The sequence below is a fragment of the Methylotuvimicrobium sp. genome (assembly GCF_050611805.1).
Classification (GTDB): Bacteria; Pseudomonadota; Gammaproteobacteria; order Methylococcales; family Methylomonadaceae; genus Methylotuvimicrobium.
In genome coordinates this window covers 26,478-46,779 of record NZ_JBNGHF010000027.1, presented here as the reverse complement: position 1 = coordinate 46,779, position 20,302 = coordinate 26,478, and the positions used below count along the sequence as shown (strand labels likewise).

The following is a 20,302-nucleotide window of genomic DNA, read 5'->3' as shown; positions in this document are numbered from 1 at the left end:
CTTTAGGCTATATCCGCAATAGAAAAAAACGCATGACTCGATAAATTCCGTTCATGACGAATAGAAAACCCAGCATGAATAGTAAATTGGAAACGGTCAATAATCTGGGTAAATTGATCAAATAAGCAAAAAAACCTTCCGGCTCGTTGACATAGCGACGATTCTTGATCTCGGAGTCGGCATATTGCGCGGCCAGTTTTTTGAATTCGACAGCCTGGTTATTGGCTTGATAATTATCCTCGGAAAACTGATTATCGAATCCAAGATAGCTAACCCCTTGGTAAACTTTATGTGTGATCTTTTCATCCAAAGTATTCCATGCCTCGTTAACATGAAGCGCCATAGTGACCGTATCGTCGACCATTTCTCTTAAGGCTTCATCAATAACAAGCTCATCATCGATGATTTCCAAACTGATAATAAACTCTTTCGATACAAGCAAAGGATTAAACCCGGTCTGGTGATCGGACGAGGCTTGTTTAAAAATATACGGCGAAGTTTCAGTCTCGGCAAACGGATCGGAATACAGGAGATTTTCAGTTTCGGCAGCTTTACCATTAAAGGCGTTAGCGCCAAAATCACCTTGTTTTTTTGGGGTCGCCAATTGCTGCCCAGCGCCCAGTTCACTCGAAGAGGCGTCAGATTTTTTTTGTACCTGCCTTAAAGCACCGGCTACCAGAGACCTTTCTTTTAGTTCTGCACCATCATCAAGCCGACTTTCGGATTCGATTGTATCGATATTGTCCGCGCCACCCTGAACTTTGAGCGTAATGCTCGCCGCCGTCGCGTAGATACTAAAAGTGCTATAAGCGCTCAACAAAAAAAGTAGAAATAACTTTGTCACATAGCCATACCATTTCTAAAAATTTATTCAGCCTGCAAAGTATTCAACAAAGGTAAGAATGTCGTTTCAATATCTTTATCAGTCACAGGCCCTGTATGTTTGTAACGAACTACGCCCTGCTTATCGATTACAAACGTTTCGGGAACGCCATAGACTCCCCAATCGATTCCGGTCAATCCTTCCATGTCCAAGACACTGACATCATAGGGATTACCCAATCTAGCCAGCCAGTTTTTCGCATCTTCCGGTTCATCCTTATAGTTGAGGCCAATAATAACAGCCAATTTTTGCTCCGCCAACCGATTAAGCACCGGATGTTCGGCACGGCAAGATACACACCAGGAAGCCCAAACATTCAGTAACCAAACTTGCCCCTTCAAATCCGCCGTACTCAAGGTACGAGTCGGATCATCCAAAGTTTGCAGCGTAAAAGGCGGGGCCGGCTTATCGATGAAGGGCGACGGAATTTCACGCGGATTGAGATTCAAACCGATCGCCAAAAAAATCGCCAGTACGGCAAAAATTAAAAGTGGCGTCAAAAATTTAAGCATTTTTGCTTACTCGCTGTTTTTTATTACCCATTCGATAACGTCTGTCGCAGACAGCCCAGAGACCGCCCAATGCCATGAAAACACCGCCGATCCATATCCACCGTATAAAGGCTTTATAATAAACGCGCATGCTCCATGCGCCCGAATCGCCCAAGGGTTCGCCGATCGCAACAAAAAGATCGCGAAACAAACCGGCATCGATCGCGGCCTCGGTCATCGGCATTTGTTGCACGCGATAAATTCTTTTTTGCGGTTCGAGTTTAGCCACCGTCTTATCATCATATCTGACCGTCAAGTGGCCTTGTTGCGCCCGATAATTCGGTCCATCAACCACATCGATACCATGAAATTCGAATACATAACCGGACATTTCCAGCTTGTCGCCGGGGGCCATTCTAACGTCTTTTTCGATGCTATAAACCGATGTCAAGGTAATCCCGACGATAAAGACCGCAATACCCAAATGCGCCAGGGTCATGCCGTAAAAGGCTCTCGGCACTTTCAGCAAGGCGGTAAAATCAGGCATTTTATGCCCTAGACGCTCCGAAAAGGCCAGTCCGGTCAGCGCCGTCGTCCACAGCGCCAACGTCAAGCCGATTGCGGCAGCCCACGAATAATAGGGCATCAACAACGGCAATGCCGCACCGAGCAACAGGCAGCCCAGCATCAGCCAACGGATTCGTAGCGCGAGCGCGTTGAACTGGTCTTTTTTCCAACGTAGCAAAACGCCGATACCCGAGACAACGGCAAGCGGCGCCATCAAAGGAACAAAAATCGCATTGAAATAAGGCGGCCCGACCGAAATCTTGCCCATGCCCAAGGCATCGATAAACAAAGGATACAAGGTGCCGACCAAAATGCTGGCCGCAGTCACGACCAACAGCACGTTATTCAACAATAATGCGGATTCTTTCGAAATCATTTCGAAACTGGCGCTGCTTTTAACCGCCGGCGCTCTAATCGCATAGAGCAATAAAGATCCGCCGACGACAATAGCCAGAAAAATGAGAATGAACAAGCCGCGGGCCGGATCGCTGGCAAAGGCATGCACCGAGGTCAATACGCCGGAACGCACCAAAAAAGTACCTAACAGACTCAACGAAAACGCGAAAATCGCCAACAGCACGGTCCAAGTCTTGAACACACCTCGTTTTTCACTGGCTGCCAATGAATGAATCAACGCCGTGCCGACCAGCCAAGGCATAAAAGAGGCGTTCTCGACCGGATCCCAAAACCACCAACCGCCCCAGCCTAATTCGTAATAAGCCCACCAACTGCCCAGCGTAATGCCCAAAGTCAGAAACATCCAGGCGATATTGGTCCAAGGTCTGGACCAACGCGCCCAGGCGCTGTCCAAACGGCCTTCGAGCAAGGCCGCGATCGAGAACGCAAACGCGACCGAAAAGCCGACATAACCCATGTATAGCATCGGCGGATGAATCGCGAGCCCAGGGTCTTGCAACAGAGGATTCAAATCGCGGCCTTCAGGCGGCGCCGGAATCATGCGCTCGAACGGATTTGAGGTCAGCAACAAGAACAGTAAAAAACCGATGCTGACCAAGCCCATTACACCGAGAACCCGGGCAATGGTCGCGTCCGGAATACTGCGGCTAAACTGCGCAACTAAACCGGTCCAGACCGTCAAACTCAAGGCCCAAAGCAATAACGAGCCTTCATGCGCGCCCCATACGCCGGAGATTAAATACAGTACCGGCAAATGAGTATTCGAATTGTTCGCGACATAGGCGACCGAGAAATCGTGCGTCAAAAATGCATACGTCAGGCACAAATAGGACAAGCCGACAAAGAACAATTGCCCGAACGCGGCTGGACGCGCGACGGCAATCCATCCAGGAATCGCGCGAAAACTACCGACGATCGGGACAATACCCAACATCACGGCCATGCACAAAGCCAGTATTAAGGAAAAATGCCCTATCTCGGGAATCATATACCACCCTCTGCGGAAAGCTCCGGTTGTTTTTTCAGGCTACCTGCGACTTCGGGCGGCATATAATTCTCGTCATGTTTGGCCAAGACTTCCTCGGCGACGAACACACCGTTCTTGGACAAACGGCCTTTTGCGACGATGCCTTGCCCTTCCCTAAACAAATCCGGCAAAATACCGGTATATTCCACGGTCACTTCTTTATTGAAATCGGTCAACTTAAAGCGCACAAGCAAACTCTCCGCAGGGCGATCGACGCTGCCGTCGACGACCATACCGCCAATTCGAAACAAAGCGTTTTCCGGCGCCTTGCCTTCGACCACTTCGGTCGTCGAGAAAAAATACATCAAATTTTCATTGAACGATTTCAGTGCAAAGGCGACGGCAAGACCCATACCGGCCAGCATCAATCCAATTAAAATAAGTCGTTGTCTACGAATCGGTTTCATGATTTTTTCATCCGTTTCATTTTATGAGCCAACTCTTTTAAAAAAAGTTTGCGTTGAATAACGGGTAAAACCGCAATCGCAAGCAACACGAGTAAAGTTACCCCATAAGAAGTCCAAACATAAAAGGCGTAACCGCCCATTGCAAAAAATTCTTGCCAATTCATTCTATTAAGCCTTTAACCCATTGACTGTTTCGTTCGCGCTGAATCAATTCGGTCCGAGCGCGCTGCAACATCGCAACTAGATAATAAAATTTGAAGGCGACCGCCATCGTCAACAATGGAATCAACATGCTGACATGAATCGACGGTTTATCGATCTTCGACACGGTCGGGCCTTGATGCAAGGTATTCCACCATTCGACCGAATAATGAATGATCGGAATATTGACTACGCCGACAATCGCCAAAATTGCCACCGCTCTCGACGCTGTGCGTTTGTCGTCGATCGCTCCGTACAGTGCGATGACACCCAGATACAGAAACAGCAGAATCAATTCCGAAGTCAAGCGCGCGTCCCAAACCCACCAGGTTCCCCACATCGGCTTACCCCATAGAGAGCCCGTTAATAGGGCGATAAAAGTAAAACCGGCGCCGACCGAGGCGCTGCTGATCATGACGATTTCGGCCAATTTGATACGCCAAACCAGTCCGATGGCGCCGGCAACCGCCATCACGACATAGATGAACAATGACATCCAGGCGCTCGGCACATGGATATAAATGATCCGGTAGCTATCGCCCTGCTGATAATCGGCGGGCGCCAAAAACAAGCCGCCATATAGACCTACGGCGGTCAAAATAATAAAAATCGCCGTCAACCAAGGCAATAATCGGCCGGTAAACGCGTAAAAATGCGGTGGTGAGGCCATGCGATGGAAAAAACGGCCTACGGAATCAGGAATCAAAAACATGCGATAAGCTTATAAAGTGATCTACGATAATGAGCAAAATTGATTCAATATCGAATAGTAAATTTAGAAGACCGGGCATTCGAATATGCCCGCATGGATGAATAGGACGCTATTTTACGAAAAATTATCCATTCATACTCATTTTTAATGCGGCGGCGGCCGGTAATGGCGCCAGCACCAAGGCCGCGAATAAAATCGCCGCCAGAATATTGAGTTGCGCGCCGACCGGCAAACCGCTACCCGCCATTTCGACGGCATTGCCGGCAAAGATCAACACCGGGATATACAACGGCAAAACCAACAACGCCAAGATCATCCCGCCTCGTCGTAAACCCACCGTCAGCGCGACACCGATCGAACCGATCAAACTCAATACCGGCGTGCCAAGCAACAAGGTCCAAAGCAGCACAGGCACGGACTGTTCGGGCATGCCCAAAAATATTGCCAATAAAGGTGAGATCAACAATAAAGGCAAGCCAGTCACCAACCAATGCGCGACGATCTTGGCCAAAATCAGCACCGAAAGCGGATGCGGGCTCAAGATAAACTGTTCCAGCGAGCCATCGTCGAAATCCGATCGAAACAATGAATCCAGCGATAGCATCGCGGCCAATAGCGCGGCAATCCAAATGATTCCCGGAGCCATCGCTTGCAATAACTTGGTTTGAGCGCCTAATCCCAACGGAAACAAAGTAATGACCAAGACAAAAAACAACAGCGGATTGGCGACTTCGGCACGCCGCCGATAAGCCAGAACCAAATCGCGTCGAATGATGGCGATAAATGCGTTCGACAATGTCATTAAGCTAACCTGATTGTTTGCACGTCGATGCCGTGCAGCGTGATATCGTGATGCGAGGTCAAAACGACCATGCCTTCTCTGGCAATATGGTCGACCATCAGCGCCTCGAAAATGGCTATACCCTCTTTATCCAAAGAGGTGAAAGGCTCGTCGAGAATCCATAATTTATTGTCGGTAATCAATAAACGAGCTAGCGACAAACGGCGTTTTTGCCCGGCCGACAAAGATTGCACCAGCACATCGTCGTAACCGGATAAATAGACCTTCTCCAGTGTTTCCTCGATCGAATAATGGCCGGGCTTACCCAGAGCCGTGGCAATCTTGAGATTTTCCAGAACGGTCAATTCCTTTTTGACACCGTCCAAATGACCGACATAAGCCATCTGTTCAAAGAAAGTACCGTTATTAATTTCTACACCGCACCACAAAACCTCTCCGGCATCCGGCTCCCGAAAACCGCATAAAATCTTCAATAAAGAGCTTTTGCCCGAACCGTTTTGCCCTTCCAGCAACAACGCTTGCCCGGAAAAGACATTAAACGATAAATTATCGAACAACACTCTATCGTCGCGTATGCAACATAAGTTTTTAACTTCCAGAGATAACAAACGTTCCATCCTAAATTTAAAAAGTAATGATATCGAAATACCTTCTCATCGTGTCGCATTTCGCGACAATCAAAAAAACTCCTGATTAGCAAGTTTCTTCAGCTAAAGCCCAAAAACCAGGATATCCCTGGCAGGACGGGGTTTGCAACCCCGTCCTAAACGTTTCGACTTTGGCCGAAGTCAGCCGAAATGTTTAGGGCAAACTGAAAAGTTGGGGACGGGTTAAATAACCCGTCCTGCAGAAGTCGCTGCGGTTACGACTAGCCCGCTCGGGCACTTGGCTCCGACAAGCTGAAGCATCTTGCTAATCAGGAAAAAACTTGAGCCGGATAAAACCAAGCCCGTTATACCCAAAATCCACCCACTCAAGTAAGCCTCAAACAATAAAAAAGAGCTTAGACTTTCATCTAAACCCTTGATCATAAGATCCTAAAACAAGGATTGCGGGCATGTAGATTTAATTAGAGCAAAAATCTACCAAACTAGCCGTAACTATTCAGTCCCTCGGCAATTATCGTTCCCACGCTCTGCGTCACTGCCATTAAGTTAAGGACTTTTCCGTTCGCCCTGAGCTTGTCGAAGGGTGAATGGAGAAGTCCGAGTCGATAAGTTAAGCCGTCCATGGTTCGACAGGCTCACCACGAACGGCTTAACTTAATGGCATTGACGCTCTGCGTGGGAACGCCTAAGTACCGCTCCAGCGGTACGAGACGCTAGAGCGTCTCGGTCTTCATTCCCACGCGGGAGCGTGGGAACGATAATCCGCACCCAAACAGGTTCATTAAAATTATACCTTTCGCGCTTCAAATTTGGGCGATGCTTAATCCTAAGAATTTGGTCGCAATAACTTCCTTAATTTTATGGAGGGTTCGGTAACGCCCTACAAAACCCATAGCTCCAGGAAGTTATTTTTCACGAAATCCTTAGAACAAACGGACTAGAGTAGGGAAAACTCGAGAACAAATCAAGTATTGAATCGATATGAATTTGTTTGCAACAATACACATAAAACAATCATATCGTAAATACTTAGAAACCCTTTTGATAAAATCAGACCATTTCGAGCCTCGCCCAATCAAAAATCGAGCACGCAAAAGACAGCTTTATCCCAAGAACGGCCCGTCCGACTACAGAATCCTGTTCTAAAAAGACCGACTATGCTATTATTCGCGTTTTTTAAACGTTAGGACTAAGTACATGGCAAAAGAAGATCAAATCGAAATGGAAGGCAAGGTTGTCGAAACCCTACCGAATACGATGTTCAGGGTTGAACTCGAGAATGGGCATATCGTCACCGCACACATTTCCGGAAAAATGCGTAAACATTACATCCGTATTCTGACCGGCGATAAAGTCAAGGTAGAAATGACGCCTTACGATTTAAGCAAAGGAAGAATCACCTTCCGTATGCGCTAATCCCGCGCAAGTGCGGGATTAGCGAACGATAACCGCTAACTTTTTTCAGAAACAGTCAATTCCTTACTTTCTATTGCAAAAGCCAGCTCATTGTTTTCGACATAGATTCGGACATTCCCGCCCCGCACCAATTTACCAAACAATAAATCATTAGCCAGCGGTTTCTTGATTTTCTCCTGAATCAAACGCGCCATCGGCCTTGCACCCATTTTCGGATCGCAACCGTTTTCGGCAAGCCATAATCTCGCTTCAGACTCCAACATCAGCGTGACATGCTTCTCGGCCAACAAAGCCTCCAGTTCGAAGATAAATTTATCGACGACATGACCGACAATCGAAATATCCAGCGGCTTGAACTGAATCACTGCATCCAATCGATTACGGAATTCCGGAGAGAAACTTTTTTCAATCACCTTCATGCTATCCGAAGCATGATCCTGCGAGGTAAACCCGATTGATGCGCGACTCCCCTCTTCAGCACCGGCGTTTGTGGTCATAACCAATATTATGTTACGAAAATCGGCTTTGCGACCGTTATTGTCGGTTAGCGTGCCATGATCCATCACTTGCAACAGCAGATTGAAAACATCAGGATGCGCTTTCTCTAACTCGTCCAATAAAAGCACGGCATGAGGATGCTTGGTCACTTGCTCGGTTAGCAGACCGCCCTGATCGAAACCGACATAACCCGGAGGAGCACCGATCAATCTTGATACGGTATGGCGCTCCATATATTCGGACATATCGAAGCGAATCAACTCAACGCCCAGTACTTTGGCTAATTGACGAGTAACTTCGGTTTTACCGACCCCGGTCGGTCCCGCGAACAGGAACGAACCGATGGTTTTTTGCGCATCCCTAAGACCGGCGCGTGACAGCTTGATGGCTGAAGCGAGTGCCGAAATTGCCTCGTCTTGACCGAAAACCAGCATTTTAAGATTCTTTTCCAACGCTTCAAGCTTTTCTACGTCATTGGATGAAACCGATTTTGCCGGTACTCGGGCCATTTTCGAAACAATCTCTTCTATTTCCAGCGAATCGATAATCGGTTTACGCTGATCGGTCGAAAGTAAGCGTTGACGTGCTCCAGCTTCATCGATCACATCGATGGCTTTGTCCGGCAAATGCCGGTCGGTGATATAGCGGTCCGATAATTCGGCGGCCAACCGTAAAGCGTCCGCAGTATACTTGATATCGTGATGCTCCTCGAAGCGCGATTTCAAACCTTTCAGAATCAGGATGGTATCTTCGACCGAAGACTCGACAATATCGATTTTCTGGAAACGGCGCGCCAATGCATGATCTTTTTCGAAAATTCCGCGGTATTCCTGATAGGTTGTCGAGCCGATACAACGCAACTGACCGGATGCTAATACCGGTTTAATCAAATTCGACGCATCCATAACCCCGCCGGAAGCGGAACCCGCGCCGATGATCGTGTGGATTTCGTCGATAAATAATATCGCTTCCGGCTGCCTTTTTAGCTGGCTAACCAATGCTTTCAAACGTTTTTCGAAGTCGCCTCGATATTTGGTGCCGGCCACCAATGCGCCTAAGTCCAGCGAATAAATCACATTGCCCATGAGCACATCAGGAACATCTTCCTCGACGATTCGTTTTGCCAAACCCTCGGCAATCGCGGTTTTTCCGACGCCGGCCTCCCCGACCAATAAGGGATTGTTTTTACGCCGGCGACATAGCACCTGTATGGTTCTTTCAACCTCGAGTTCGCGCCCAATCAGCGGATCGATCTTACCGAGCCTCGCTTCCTCATTCAGGTTGGTCGCATATTTTTCCAACGGACTTTCGGATGTATCGCCGGTCGCACCGCTCGTTTCCGGATCTCTTTCCATATCGCGCTCTCGCTCCGTCTCTATTTTCGAAACACCATGGGCCAGATAATTGACGACATCGAGACGGGTTATATTCTGTTTATTCAACAAATAAACCGCCTGTGAGTCCTGCTCGCTAAATAATGCAACAAATAAATTGGCGCCGGAAACTTCTTTCTTATCGGTCGCCTGGACATGGAACACCGCCCTCTGCAAAACCCGCTGAAAACCGAGTGTCGGCTGCGTTTCGCGCTGCACGCCTTCGGGAATCAGCGAAATCGTATCATCAATAAACTGCGTCAGTTCATCGTGCAGCTTTTTGAAATCGCATCCACAGGCCCGCAGCACCGCGACGGCACTGGCATTATCCAACAAGGCCAACAGTAAATGCTCGACAGTAATAAATTCATGCCGCTTTTCGTGAGCATTCTTAAAGGCGAGATTTAAAGTAATCTCCAACTCTTTGCTTAACATATTTCCTCCGACCTACGCGATTTCCATCGAACACATTAAGGGATGGTGATGTTCCCGAGAATATTCGTTGACCATGCATACTTTTGTTTCCGCGACATCCTTAGAATAGGTTCCACACACACCGACTCCCTGAGTATGCACCTGTAACATAACTTGTGTCGCTTTCTCCTCGGACATATTAAAAAACTCCATTAACACTTCAACGACAAAGTCCATCGGCGTGAAGTCGTCATTTAATAAAATAACCTTATAAAGAGGCGGCTTTTGCAATTGAGGCTTAGTCTCTTGAAGAGCCAGTTCGCCATCATTGTCTTTTAACGGGTCAAAATCAGACATACTTTTAACAATTCTAAAAGAATCAAAACGACTTAGAGTTTACCATAGTGAGCGCGCCTGTAAATTTCAATCTTTCACAACATAAATTCACCAAATAAAGTAAAATGTGCTGCTTTTTATAAACGAGTTTGCCGATGGTCTGGAAACCCCATGTCACCGTTGCAGCGATCATTGAAAACGACCGGCGTTTTCTGCTAGTCGAGGAAGAAACATCCAACGGACTCGCACTCAACCAACCTGCGGGACATTTGGAAAAAGGCGAGGACTTAATCAACGCGGTTAAACGTGAGGTTACCGAAGAAACCGCCTGGCAGTTTGAACCTGAATACATCGTTTCAGTTCAATTATGGCGAAGAAACCCGGAAAGCCCCAGTTTTCTGAGGGTTTGTTTTGCCGGCCACTGCCATTCTTTCGACCCCAATCAACCGTTGGATGAAGGCATCATAGCGACACACTGGCTATCCCGCGCTGAAATCGCCGCCAAACACGATCGATTACGCAGTCCGCTGGTCATGATCGGCATCGATGAATTCCTCTCGGGGAAACGCCATCCATTAACTTTATTAGAATCCTTTCTCGATCTGGATGCATGAGTAAACACATTATCGTAGGCATGTCAGGCGGTGTCGACTCTTCCGTCACCGCTTTGAAACTGCTTGAAGAAGGCCATCGAGTCACCGGCCTGTTCATGAAAAACTGGGAAGAAGACGACGGCACCGAATATTGCACTGCAATGGCTGATTTGGCCGATGCGCAACAAGTCAGCGATAAACTCGGCATCGAATTGAAAACCGTCAATTTTGCCGCCGAATACTGGGACGAAGTGTTCGAAGTCTTTTTGTCCGAATTCAAGGCCGGACGCACACCAAACCCTGACATACTGTGCAACAAGCATGTCAAATTCAAGGCCTTTTTGGATTATGCGCTCGAAGACCTCGGCGCCGAATACATTGCGACCGGCCATTACGCGCGCGTCCGCGAACAAGACGGCGAGTTCCAGTTATTGAAAGGCTTGGACCCTAACAAGGAACAAAGCTACTTCCTATACGCCATGGGCCAGAAAGCCTTGTCGAAAACGCTGTTTCCAATCGGCCATCTGCACAAACCGGAAATCCGCGCCATCGCTGAAAAGGCTGGATTCGCGAACAGCCGCAAGAAAGACAGCACCGGCATTTGTTTCATCGGCGAACGTAAATTCAAAGACTTCCTGCAGCGCTATCTGCCGGCCCAACCTGGCGAAATTCGCACGCCGGAAGGCAAATACATCGGGCGACACCATGGCCTGATGTATTACACGATGGGCCAACGTCAGGGACTCGGCATCGGCGGCGTCAAAAACGCGCCGGACGAACCTTGGTTCGTACTGGACAAAGATATCGACAACAACGTGTTGATCGTCGGCCAAGGACACGAACACCCGCTGATGATGCACAATACGCTCGAAGCAGGACAACTCGACTGGTGCGGCAACACGGGACTGACCGAGACGCTACGCTGCGCCGCGAAGACCCGTTATCGACAGCCAGATCAGGACTGCGTCGTCGAACCGCTAGATGGCGGAAACCGCGTCACAGTCCGTTTCGATCAGCCGCAGCGCGCGATTACGCCGGGCCAGTCGGTCGTGTTTTACGACGGCGAAGTCTGTCTAGGGGGCGGCATCATCGAATCTAGATCGAACGAATGAATCAACCCAAATCCTCGTTTCCGATCGACAATCTGCGCGTTACTCTCGTTCCCTGCCTCCGGCGGGCTTGTGCCCGCCGGAGGCAGGGTAAATGCAGACATGGTCGAGTAAATATGCCCCGATATGGATTCCCACGGAGGACCGTGGGAACCAGAAAACCTAACATTTTTTACAACTTGGTTGACTGACATGAGAAATTCCGCCCTTACCGCCATTTCCCCGATCGACGGCCGTTATGCCGGCAAAGTCGAAGCCTTGCGCCCCATCTTCAGTGAATACGGCCTGATCCGTTTTCGCGTACAAGTCGAAGTTCGCTGGCTGCAAGCCATGGCAAAGCACCCTCAAATTTCGGAAGTTCCCGCTTTTAGCGAGAACGCCAACAGATTACTGAACGACTTAGTCGAACACTTTTCCGAAGCGGATGCACAGCGCGTCAAAGACATCGAAAAAACGACCAACCATGACGTCAAGGCAATCGAATATTTGCTCAAAGAAAAGATTGCCGGCAACGCCGAGCTTGAAAAAGTCAGTGAATTCATTCATTTCGCATGCACATCGGAAGATATCAACAACCTATCCTACGCCTTGATGCTTAGCGAAGGGCGTCAATTGATCATCGACCAAATCGACCAATGCATCGAGGCGATCCGCAAGGTTGCATATGACACTGGCGCACAACCGATGCTATCGCGGACGCACGGACAATCAGCCACTCCAACCACAGTCGGCAAGGAATTCGCGAATGTCGTTGCGAGAATGCTGCGCCAGAAAAAACAACTGGAAGCGGTCGAACTGCTCGGCAAGATCAACGGCGCGGTCGGCAATTACAATGCGCATTCGGTCGCCTACCCCGACGTCGATTGGAACGAATTTTCGAAAAACTTCGTCGAATCGCTGGGCCTAAGCTTCAATCCGTTCACGATACAAATCGAGCCGCACGACTACATCGCTGAATTCTTCCATGCGCTGTCGCGTTTCAACACGATCTTACTCGACTTCGACCGGGACGTTTGGGGTTATATCTCGCTGGGCTACTTCAAGCAAAAAACCATTGCAGGCGAAGTCGGCTCGTCGACGATGCCGCACAAGGTTAATCCGATCGATTTCGAAAACTCCGAAGGCAATCTCGGCATCGCGAACGCTGTATTTAGCTTTCTTGCCGAAAAACTCCCTATTTCCCGCTGGCAACGTGACCTAACCGACTCGACAGTACTACGCAACATCGGCGTCGGCATCGCGCATACCAGCATCGCGATTCAATCGACGCTGAAAGGTATTTCGAAGCTAGAACTCAATAGCGATGCGCTCGAAGCCGATCTGAACGCGAATTGGGAAGTGTTGGCCGAACCGATTCAAACCGTAATGCGCCGTTACGGCATCGAAAAACCCTATGAAAAACTGAAGGAATTGACGCGCGGTCAACGCATCACGCCGGAACAAATGCGCACGTTCGTCGAAGGACTAGATATACCGCAGGACGCAAAAAACGCACTGCTTGAATTGACACCGCGAACTTATACCGGTTACGCCGAACGATTGGCTCGAAAAATTTAAAATTCAGGTCCTAAGTCAAACGAGCGGTTATCCAAGAAAGTAACTAATTATTGCGAAAATAACCATGAAGACACACGAAAAATTAGACTTTTGATTTGACCTCATGTTTTTCATGATGAATGAATTTCTTATGATGTATTCGCCAATACTTTTATAGTCTCAGGAGCGAGGGAATGAGGAAAGAATTGTAAAGTAGGAATAAAAATTCGTTAATGCAAACTTGTTCATAAAAAAATTTAATATTATGCGGACAAACGCACAGTTCAAAATCACATCTTTTGAGAGAATTTATCCGAAGTTAGAAGACATACTTGTTTTTTAACTTCAGAAAACTCCTTTATTTTAAAAGTGATTTTCACTTGAGGGCTGATGAAAATCAGCCCTTTTTTTTAATTCGATTTCATAGCAAGTCAATGCACATGCTCCATCTGAGTGAAAAACCTCTATACCTTTCACATTCGAATTTAGGTATTGTTTCTGTAGACGTTGCCAAAATTCAAAGCGTAATCGATATCAGCAATCCAAATTCTTCAGTGACTGGAATAAAGCATTCCAGCTCGAATAATAAACGCATCAATTAAATCCAATCCTTCACCGGTTTTCAAATTGGTAAACACGAAAGGCCGATCGCCACGCATTTTTTTCGCATCGCGATCCATCACTTCCAACGACGCGCCAACATAGGGTGCCAAATCGATTTTGTTAATCACGAGTAGATCCGAACGTGTGATGCCCGGACCGCCCTTGCGCGGAATCTTGTCGCCCGCCGACACGTCGATGACATAAATAGTCAAATCGGCCAGTTCCGGGCTGAACGTCGCGCTCAAATTATCTCCTCCGCTTTCGACCAACACGAAATCGAGATTGTCCCAGCGTTCGCATAAATCTTCGACCGCGGCCAGATTCATCGACGCATCCTCGCGTATCGCGGTATGCGGACAACCGCCGGTCTCGACTCCAAGAATCCGCTCTTCCGGTAATGCCTGACTACGAATCAAAAACTGCTGATCCTCACGGGTATAAATGTCGTTCGTGACGACCCCGATTTCGAAATCGTCGCGCATGCGTTTGCACAGCGCATCGACCAATGCGGTTTTTCCGGAACCGACCGGACCGCCGATACCGACTCTTAAAACATGTCTATCGCTCATTGTTATTTACCACGCTAAAAAGTTAACTGGATTATTAAGGCTATGTTCGAGTTAATAGTTGAAGTGAATACTACACCAATCACGAAACTTGAAGATTATAGGGTACGCTGCACTTACCACAGCAGTACCATCCGTAGTTTAACGCGCCCTCATGTGTTGCCTTATGCCGACATTAGGTACGCGCAGCGTACCCTACAACTCACTTTGGATTTAGAAGTGCTTCCGATAGTAGCGGGTGTTTTCAACTATTAGCGCATACATAGCCATTATTGATGGAACACGGATGACTCCGATCAATCGGATTTAGAAATTTTTCAAATTCCTATGCTGACTCTTCCCTAAAATTCATTCGTGAATGCCTTTCCGAACAGAACACCATTACCGGCTCAAGAACGAAACAAGCGTGAATACTGCATCTCATGACGACTGCTGGCCAGCGCGAGACCGAACGCACTACCGCCGATATCGTCATCGGCAATCAATAAAGCTCGATCGACTAAATCAGGGAGCATTCGAGCCAGGTCGCCCAACAAGCGCTGGCCAGCTACTTGACCCAACGGCACCAATTTAACTGCACATAAAACCTGGTTTTCTAGCCAACTCCAAACATAACCTAATAACGTATCACGCATTGGTATTTGCCACTGCACGGCTGTCAATGCGAACAGCGCCGCGAGCGTGGCGTCGGGTCGACGTCGCCAATCTCGCGCTTCGTCGATATTCAAGTCGGTCAGCAATCGCGCAAGCGCTTGCCCGGTTTGTCTATCCTCGGATCGAAGTTCGGCGGTCTCGCGATAAGCCGTCAAAGTCCGGCTCCAGCGATGAACATCGTCGATATCTTGGCTCTGCCAAGCAGCATGCAATCGCACCAAAATAGGCAAATCGATACGCGCCAAACCGTTTTCCAACAAACCGGAAAGCCATTCTTCGGCATCTGCGTCGTTTTTGATCAAACCGTCCTCGACCGCGCCTTCGAAACCCTGAGAATAACTGTACATACCGATCGGCAAGCCCGGACTCACTAATTGCATCAGTCTCAGCAAAGCCAGATCAGTGATCATGGCCGTGATAAGCACCGGCTTCCGGCTCGAACGGCAATTCCGCGTGGATCACGGTCAATCCCAAGCCTTCGATCATGTGATCGAGTACATGATCGCTCAAATAACGCAATTCGCCCGGCAAAATTTGCAGCGAGACATGGCGGTTGCCTAAGTGATAACAGGTGCGCGCAAACTGCAATGGTTCGTTGCTGCGCACGACCGACAAAGGTTCGGGCGCAGCGTCGACCAAGACATTGAATCGGTCGGGGCCGGTCAGCACCAACCCCGACCGCAGCAAATGGCTGCGTGGCAAGAACAAGCCGACTTCGACGCCGCCTTCGGTCACGGCATGGAAACGGCATTTTTGCCTCGTTTCGAAAGGGAGTGTTAGGACATCGACGGGAGTCATATCGGAACTAGCAAGTTCGGTAAGTTTCAGCATAATCTTAAAATAGAAAATAACGTTGGGCGAAAGGCAACACGTCCGCAGGCTCGCAGGTGAGTAACATCCCGTCGGCGCGAACTACGTAGGTTTGCGGGTCGACTTCGATGACCGGTTGATAATGATTATGTATCATCGAATGCTTGCCGATCGAACGAGTCCCTCGAGTAACGCCGATGCGCTTACCGAGCCGCAATGTATCGGCCAGCCCAGCGTCGACAGACGCTTGCGACAAAAACATCATCGATGTCGATGCTGCAGCTTGTCCGAACGAACCGAACATCGGCCGGTAATGAACCGGCTGCGGCGTCGGAATCGACGCATTCGGATCGCCCATCGGCGCGGCAGCGATAAAACCGCCTTTCACTATCAAACTGGGCTTGACTCCAAAAAAAGCTGGTTGCCAGAGCACCAGATCGGCTAATTTACCAACTTCGACCGAACCGACCTCATGCGAGATACCATGGCTGATCGCCGGATTGATCGTGTATTTCGCGATATAGCGCTTTATACGGAAATTATCATGGCGCGCATTGTCTCCCGGAAGACTGCCACGCTGCACCTTCATTTTGTGCGCGGTCTGCCAGGTCCGCGTGATCACTTCGCCAACGCGGCCCATCGCCTGTGAATCGGAAGAAATCATCGAAAACGCGCCGAGATCGTGCAGAATGTCCTCGGCCGCGATCGTTTCGCGGCGGATGCGCGATTCGGCGAATGCCACATCCTCCGGTATAGCCGGATCGAGATGATGGCAAACCATCAGCATGTCCAGATGCTCGTCGACGGTATTGATCGTATAGGGACGGGTCGGATTGGTTGACGACGGCAGAACATTGGACTGACCGCAGGCCTTGATGATATCGGGCGCGTGGCCGCCGCCGGCGCCTTCGGTATGGTAAGTATGAATCGTCCGGCCCTTGAATGCGGCGATTGTATCTTCGACGAAACCTGATTCATTCAACGTATCGGTATGGATCGCGACCTGCACGTCGAAACGCTCGGCCACCGACAAACAACAATCGATCGCGACCGGGGTCGTGCCCCAGTCCTCATGCAGTTTCATACCCATCGCGCCGGCGCGGATTTGTTCTTCGAGTGCTTCGGGAAGACTCGCATTGCCTTTGCCGAGCAGTCCGAAATTCATCGGTAAACCGTCCAAGGCCTGTAGCATGCGTTGAATATTCCACGGCCCCGGCGTACAGGTCGTCGCATTGGTGCCGGTCGCAGGACCCGTGCCGCCGCCGAGCATCGTCGTGACGCCGGACATCAGCGCTTCGTCGACCTGCTGCGGACAAATAAAATGAATGTGCGCATCGATGCCGCCGGCGGTTAGTATCTGCCCTTCTCCGGCGATAATCTCTGTGCCGGGACCGATGATGATATCGACGCCATCCTGGACGTCGGGATTGCCTGCCTTACCGATTGCGGCGATACGGCCGTATTTGATACCGACATCGGCCTTGACGATGCCCCAATGATCGACGATCAATGCATTCGTAATGACCAGATCCATCGCGGTTTGTGAGCCGGCTTGGCTTTGTCCCATGCCGTCGCGAATCACCTTGCCGCCGCCGAATTTGACCTCGTCGCCGAAGATCGTCAGGTCTTTCTCGACTTCGAGAAACAATTCGCTATCGGCCAAACGCACGCGGTCGCCGGTGGTCGGACCGAACATATCGACATAAGCCTGTCGGCTCAATTTACTCATGATTGTCCTCCAACGCGCCCATGATTTGCCCGCGAAATCCGTAAATTCTGCGCAACCCGGCAAAAGGCACCAATTGCACTTCTCGTTGCTGGCCGGGTTCGAAGCGCACCGCGGTGCCGGCCGGAATATCGAGCCGATAGCCGCGAGCCTTATCGCGATCGAATTTCAAGGCCGGATTGGTTTCATAAAAATGATAATGCGAGCCGACCTGAATCGGACGGTCGCCGCTGTTCGCGATCGTCAAGCGTATCGCCTTGCGTCCGGCATTTATTTCAAGATCGCCGTCGACTGTAATGATTTCACCAGGAATCATGCTATCTCCTATTCGATCGGATTATGGACCGTGACCAGTTTGGTCCCATCCGGAAAAGTCGCTTCGACCTGCACTTCGGGCAGCATTTCGCAAATACCGTCCATCACGTCTTCTTTGTTCAACAGCGTTCTGCCGTATTCCATCAATTCGGCGACGGTGCGCCCATCCCTAGCGCCTTCCATGATCGCGGCCGAAATATAGGCGACCGCTTCCGGATAATTGAGCTGCAAGCCCCTATCCTTACGCCTTTCGGCCAACAATGCGGCCGTAAAAAGCAGTAATTTGTCTTTTTCGCGTGGTGTCAATTGCATAATTTATCCTTACTGTGAAAGTACGCGAACCGAAGAGAGTGCGGTTGCTCGACTGACAGGCGTCGGTGTGAATGCAGATTTTTGCTCCATGCAAAATCTGCATTCACACCATCCTTGGCGTTCGAGCCGCCGTCGAGCCTATATGGACGTATTTACGGCGTCCTGTCGGGCGAGTAATCGCACCCTCACCTTTGCCCCTCGTACTTTTATTTGCTGGGCAATGTCCGGGCCTTCATGAACGTTAGGTTTCGGATTTGTATTCACGTCGCCCAGATGCGCGGCATACAAGCTTTGCGGCCTACCGTCGCCTCGCGAATCGCAGTCCAGACTTCGTTGAAAAAGTCGCGCAATTTATCGGCTCTGTGATCCAATGCGCGGCAAATCAACAAATCATCGATGCGCGTGACGCCGCGCCCTGGTGCGTCGCCGATCACGTTTCGCACGATCTCCAAAACTTCTGCCGAAGCAGGATAAGCAAACAAGGTTCCGCAAGTCGAATGACGATTCATACCCCAACGTGCCGCGAAGGCTTGCGCGTCGAGGCGCAAACGCTCCAAATAAACCGGCTCGTCTTCCAGCAGTATGCGCCAATTCAACAAGGCTTCACCCAGCTCAAAACCTTCGCCGGATGCGGGACGACCCAATACGATGATTTCCCATGCGATGAAATGCGCGCCGGCATCGATATTGATCGTCGTGGCAGACGTCAGCCGCGCGCCTTCGAAGACGATCGTTTCTTGCGGCAGCCATTCCAAGACCGCATTTTCTTCGATCGTCATCGCGACCGACTGAGACGCGCTGCTGCCTTCACTTCGGTAAAACTTACCGGCGGCCGGCGTCGTGATCAAGGCGTGACTGCCGTGTTCGGCTTTGACTCCTATCGTCAACCGGTCTCCGGCAACGACGCCACCCGGCGGATGCAGCAAATACAGATGACACACATCGCCTTCGGGATAAAACGGCCGCTGCACGGTCAACGGGCCGCGATGAGCCCTGCGCCGTAATACCGTTCTGCTTTCGGTCTTCGTAAAGCCCAGCGACAACTCGGCCTGCCAACCCTGACGCGAATCGATTCCGGCTTCGTTTACCGCGCATCTGTCGCTGTACACCGGCTCAAGCACCGAGCAACAAGGTCAAACCTACCGCTGCACACGATATAGCAACAGCGGCTCGTGTCCATTTCAAAATTACGGGGCTCAGTAAACCTGCCGCCAAGCCTATGCCATGCAACGAGGCGGTTGAAAGCAAAAAGCCCAAGGCATAATGAGTCCGGTCCGCATCGAGACCGATTTCCAATGCATGCACAAAGCCGTGGCTCAATGCGAACAGGGCCGCCACGAAGCAAGCCTGCGTCAACGCAAGGCGCCATTCGCGCAGCACGATAATTCCCGAGACCAGTACCGACAACGCCACCCAAAATTCCGGATAAGCCACCGAAATACCGGCGAATGCCAAACCCGCACCGATAGCCATGGCCGACAAGAAACTCAAGGGCAACAACCAACGCGCCCGCCCTCCCAAACCGAAAGCCCAGAGACCGACCGCAATCATCACGAGCAAGTGATCCGGGCCGAGCAACGGATGAATAAATCCTTCGTCGAACCCATGATCCGCACCGATGCCGAGATGCGCGAATACCGGTATCGGTAATAGAAATATCGAAGCGAATAGCGTGACAGTGTGTTTGTTGTTTATCATCATTTTCACCTTAAGATAGTTGTTTTATCTCGCGCAGAGGCGCTGGGGAGCAGAGTTTTTTCTGGTTCCCACGGTCCTCCGTGGGAACCCATATCGGGGCATATTTACTCGCCCCAGGTCTGTATTACCAAGCCGTAGCATGGGAACGGAGAGCAACATGGTTGTTTTATCTCGCGCAGAGGCATTGGGGCGCAGAGTTTTTTCTGGTTCCCACGGTCCTCCGTGGGA

The 20,302-nt window shown here is 49.9% G+C and carries 22 protein-coding genes; 4 read left to right on the top strand and 18 right to left on the bottom strand.

The window, feature by feature from the left end; all coding sequences use genetic code 11:
* Positions 1-7: 7 nt before the first annotated feature.
* The 8 genes from ACRJJO_RS13775 to ccmA all read right to left on the bottom strand — a co-directional run bounded on the left by ACRJJO_RS13775 (position 8) and on the right by ccmA (position 6,124).
* Positions 8-844, bottom strand: coding sequence for a hypothetical protein (locus ACRJJO_RS13775; protein ID WP_431066270.1), 837 nt, complete (start codon positions 842-844; stop codon positions 8-10).
* A gap of 23 nt (positions 845-867) precedes the next feature.
* A complete protein-coding gene (locus ACRJJO_RS13770; RefSeq protein WP_431066269.1) occupies positions 868-1,395 on the bottom strand; it encodes a DsbE family thiol:disulfide interchange protein in 528 nt (175 codons plus the stop codon).
* Positions 1,388-3,346 carry a heme lyase CcmF/NrfE family subunit gene (locus tag ACRJJO_RS13765; RefSeq protein WP_431066268.1) on the bottom strand — a complete coding sequence of 653 codons (1,959 nt, stop codon included), beginning with the start codon at positions 3,344-3,346 and terminating at the stop codon, positions 1,388-1,390. Before ACRJJO_RS13765 ends, ACRJJO_RS13770 begins: the two co-directional genes overlap by 8 nt.
* Positions 3,343-3,792 (bottom strand): cytochrome c maturation protein CcmE, encoded by a 450-nt coding sequence (gene ccmE / locus ACRJJO_RS13760; protein WP_431066267.1) that lies wholly within the window; start codon positions 3,790-3,792, stop codon positions 3,343-3,345. Before ccmE ends, ACRJJO_RS13765 begins: the two co-directional genes overlap by 4 nt.
* Positions 3,789-3,956 (bottom strand): heme exporter protein CcmD, encoded by a 168-nt coding sequence (gene ccmD, locus ACRJJO_RS13755; RefSeq protein ID WP_014148963.1) that lies wholly within the window; start codon positions 3,954-3,956, stop codon positions 3,789-3,791. Before ccmD ends, ccmE begins: the two co-directional genes overlap by 4 nt.
* Positions 3,953-4,705, bottom strand: a complete 753-nt coding sequence (locus ACRJJO_RS13750) for a heme ABC transporter permease (protein WP_014148964.1) — start codon at positions 4,703-4,705, stop codon at positions 3,953-3,955. Before ACRJJO_RS13750 ends, ccmD begins: the two co-directional genes overlap by 4 nt.
* Positions 4,706-4,829: 124 nt before the next feature.
* The gene (gene ccmB, locus ACRJJO_RS13745) at positions 4,830-5,507 is read right to left on the bottom strand and encodes a heme exporter protein CcmB (protein WP_341325573.1); all 678 of its coding nucleotides are present in this window, start codon (positions 5,505-5,507) and stop codon (positions 4,830-4,832) included.
* On the bottom strand, positions 5,507-6,124 hold the full coding sequence (gene ccmA / locus ACRJJO_RS13740; RefSeq protein ID WP_125219901.1) for a cytochrome c biogenesis heme-transporting ATPase CcmA: 618 nt from the start codon (positions 6,122-6,124) through the stop codon (positions 5,507-5,509). Before ccmA ends, ccmB begins: the two co-directional genes overlap by 1 nt.
* Before the next feature lie 1,188 nt (positions 6,125-7,312).
* On the opposite strand from ccmA, the gene infA reads away from it, so the two are divergent.
* Entirely contained in the window at positions 7,313-7,531 is a 219-nt protein-coding gene (gene infA, locus ACRJJO_RS13735) for a translation initiation factor IF-1 (protein ID WP_014149038.1), read from the top strand.
* Positions 7,532-7,566: 35 nt separating this feature from the next.
* Here infA and clpA read toward each other — a convergent pair whose 3' ends face one another.
* Positions 7,567-9,837, bottom strand: coding sequence for an ATP-dependent Clp protease ATP-binding subunit ClpA (gene clpA, locus ACRJJO_RS13730; RefSeq protein WP_431066266.1), 2,271 nt, complete (start codon positions 9,835-9,837; stop codon positions 7,567-7,569).
* Positions 9,838-9,849: 12 nt separating this feature from the next.
* Entirely contained in the window at positions 9,850-10,173 is a 324-nt protein-coding gene (gene clpS, locus ACRJJO_RS13725; RefSeq protein WP_014149040.1) for an ATP-dependent Clp protease adapter ClpS, read from the bottom strand.
* A 134-nt stretch (positions 10,174-10,307) separates the two neighbouring features.
* Here clpS and ACRJJO_RS13720 point away from each other — a divergent pair, with 134 nt between their 5' ends.
* From ACRJJO_RS13720 to purB, 3 genes are all read left to right on the top strand, one after another.
* Entirely contained in the window at positions 10,308-10,766 is a 459-nt protein-coding gene (locus tag ACRJJO_RS13720; protein ID WP_431066265.1) for an NUDIX hydrolase, read from the top strand.
* Positions 10,763-11,857 (top strand): tRNA 2-thiouridine(34) synthase MnmA, encoded by a 1,095-nt coding sequence (gene mnmA, locus ACRJJO_RS13715; protein ID WP_431066264.1) that lies wholly within the window; start codon positions 10,763-10,765, stop codon positions 11,855-11,857. The genes ACRJJO_RS13720 and mnmA overlap by 4 nt, the downstream gene beginning before the upstream one ends.
* Before the next feature lie 189 nt (positions 11,858-12,046).
* The gene (gene purB / locus ACRJJO_RS13710; RefSeq protein WP_431066263.1) at positions 12,047-13,411 is read left to right on the top strand and encodes an adenylosuccinate lyase; all 1,365 of its coding nucleotides are present in this window, start codon (positions 12,047-12,049) and stop codon (positions 13,409-13,411) included.
* A gap of 530 nt (positions 13,412-13,941) precedes the next feature.
* On the opposite strand, the gene ureG is transcribed toward purB, so the two are convergent.
* The 8 genes from ureG to ACRJJO_RS13670 form a co-directional block, all read right to left on the bottom strand.
* Positions 13,942-14,562, bottom strand: a complete 621-nt coding sequence (gene ureG / locus ACRJJO_RS13705) for an urease accessory protein UreG (RefSeq protein WP_431066262.1) — start codon at positions 14,560-14,562, stop codon at positions 13,942-13,944.
* Positions 14,563-14,948: 386 nt separating this feature from the next.
* Complete coding sequence (locus ACRJJO_RS13700; RefSeq protein ID WP_431066261.1) at positions 14,949-15,623, bottom strand: urease accessory protein UreF; 675 nt, start codon at positions 15,621-15,623, stop codon at positions 14,949-14,951.
* Positions 15,613-16,044 carry an urease accessory protein UreE gene (gene ureE, locus ACRJJO_RS13695; RefSeq protein ID WP_431066260.1) on the bottom strand — a complete coding sequence of 144 codons (432 nt, stop codon included), beginning with the start codon at positions 16,042-16,044 and terminating at the stop codon, positions 15,613-15,615. The genes ACRJJO_RS13700 and ureE overlap by 11 nt, the downstream gene beginning before the upstream one ends.
* Positions 16,045-16,048: 4 nt before the next feature.
* On the bottom strand, positions 16,049-17,752 hold the full coding sequence (ureC, locus tag ACRJJO_RS13690) for an urease subunit alpha (RefSeq protein ID WP_431066259.1): 1,704 nt from the start codon (positions 17,750-17,752) through the stop codon (positions 16,049-16,051).
* Complete coding sequence (locus tag ACRJJO_RS13685) at positions 17,745-18,065, bottom strand: urease subunit beta (protein ID WP_341328537.1); 321 nt, start codon at positions 18,063-18,065, stop codon at positions 17,745-17,747. The genes ureC and ACRJJO_RS13685 overlap by 8 nt, the downstream gene beginning before the upstream one ends.
* An 8-nt stretch (positions 18,066-18,073) precedes the next feature.
* Positions 18,074-18,376 (bottom strand): urease subunit gamma, encoded by a 303-nt coding sequence (gene ureA / locus ACRJJO_RS13680; RefSeq protein ID WP_431066258.1) that lies wholly within the window; start codon positions 18,374-18,376, stop codon positions 18,074-18,076.
* Between the two features lie 260 nt (positions 18,377-18,636).
* A complete protein-coding gene (locus ACRJJO_RS13675; RefSeq protein ID WP_431066257.1) occupies positions 18,637-19,485 on the bottom strand; it encodes an urease accessory protein UreD in 849 nt (282 codons plus the stop codon).
* A 4-nt stretch (positions 19,486-19,489) separates the two neighbouring features.
* Entirely contained in the window at positions 19,490-20,074 is a 585-nt protein-coding gene (locus ACRJJO_RS13670; RefSeq protein WP_431066256.1) for a HupE/UreJ family protein, read from the bottom strand.
* Between the last annotated feature and the right edge of the window lie 228 nt (positions 20,075-20,302).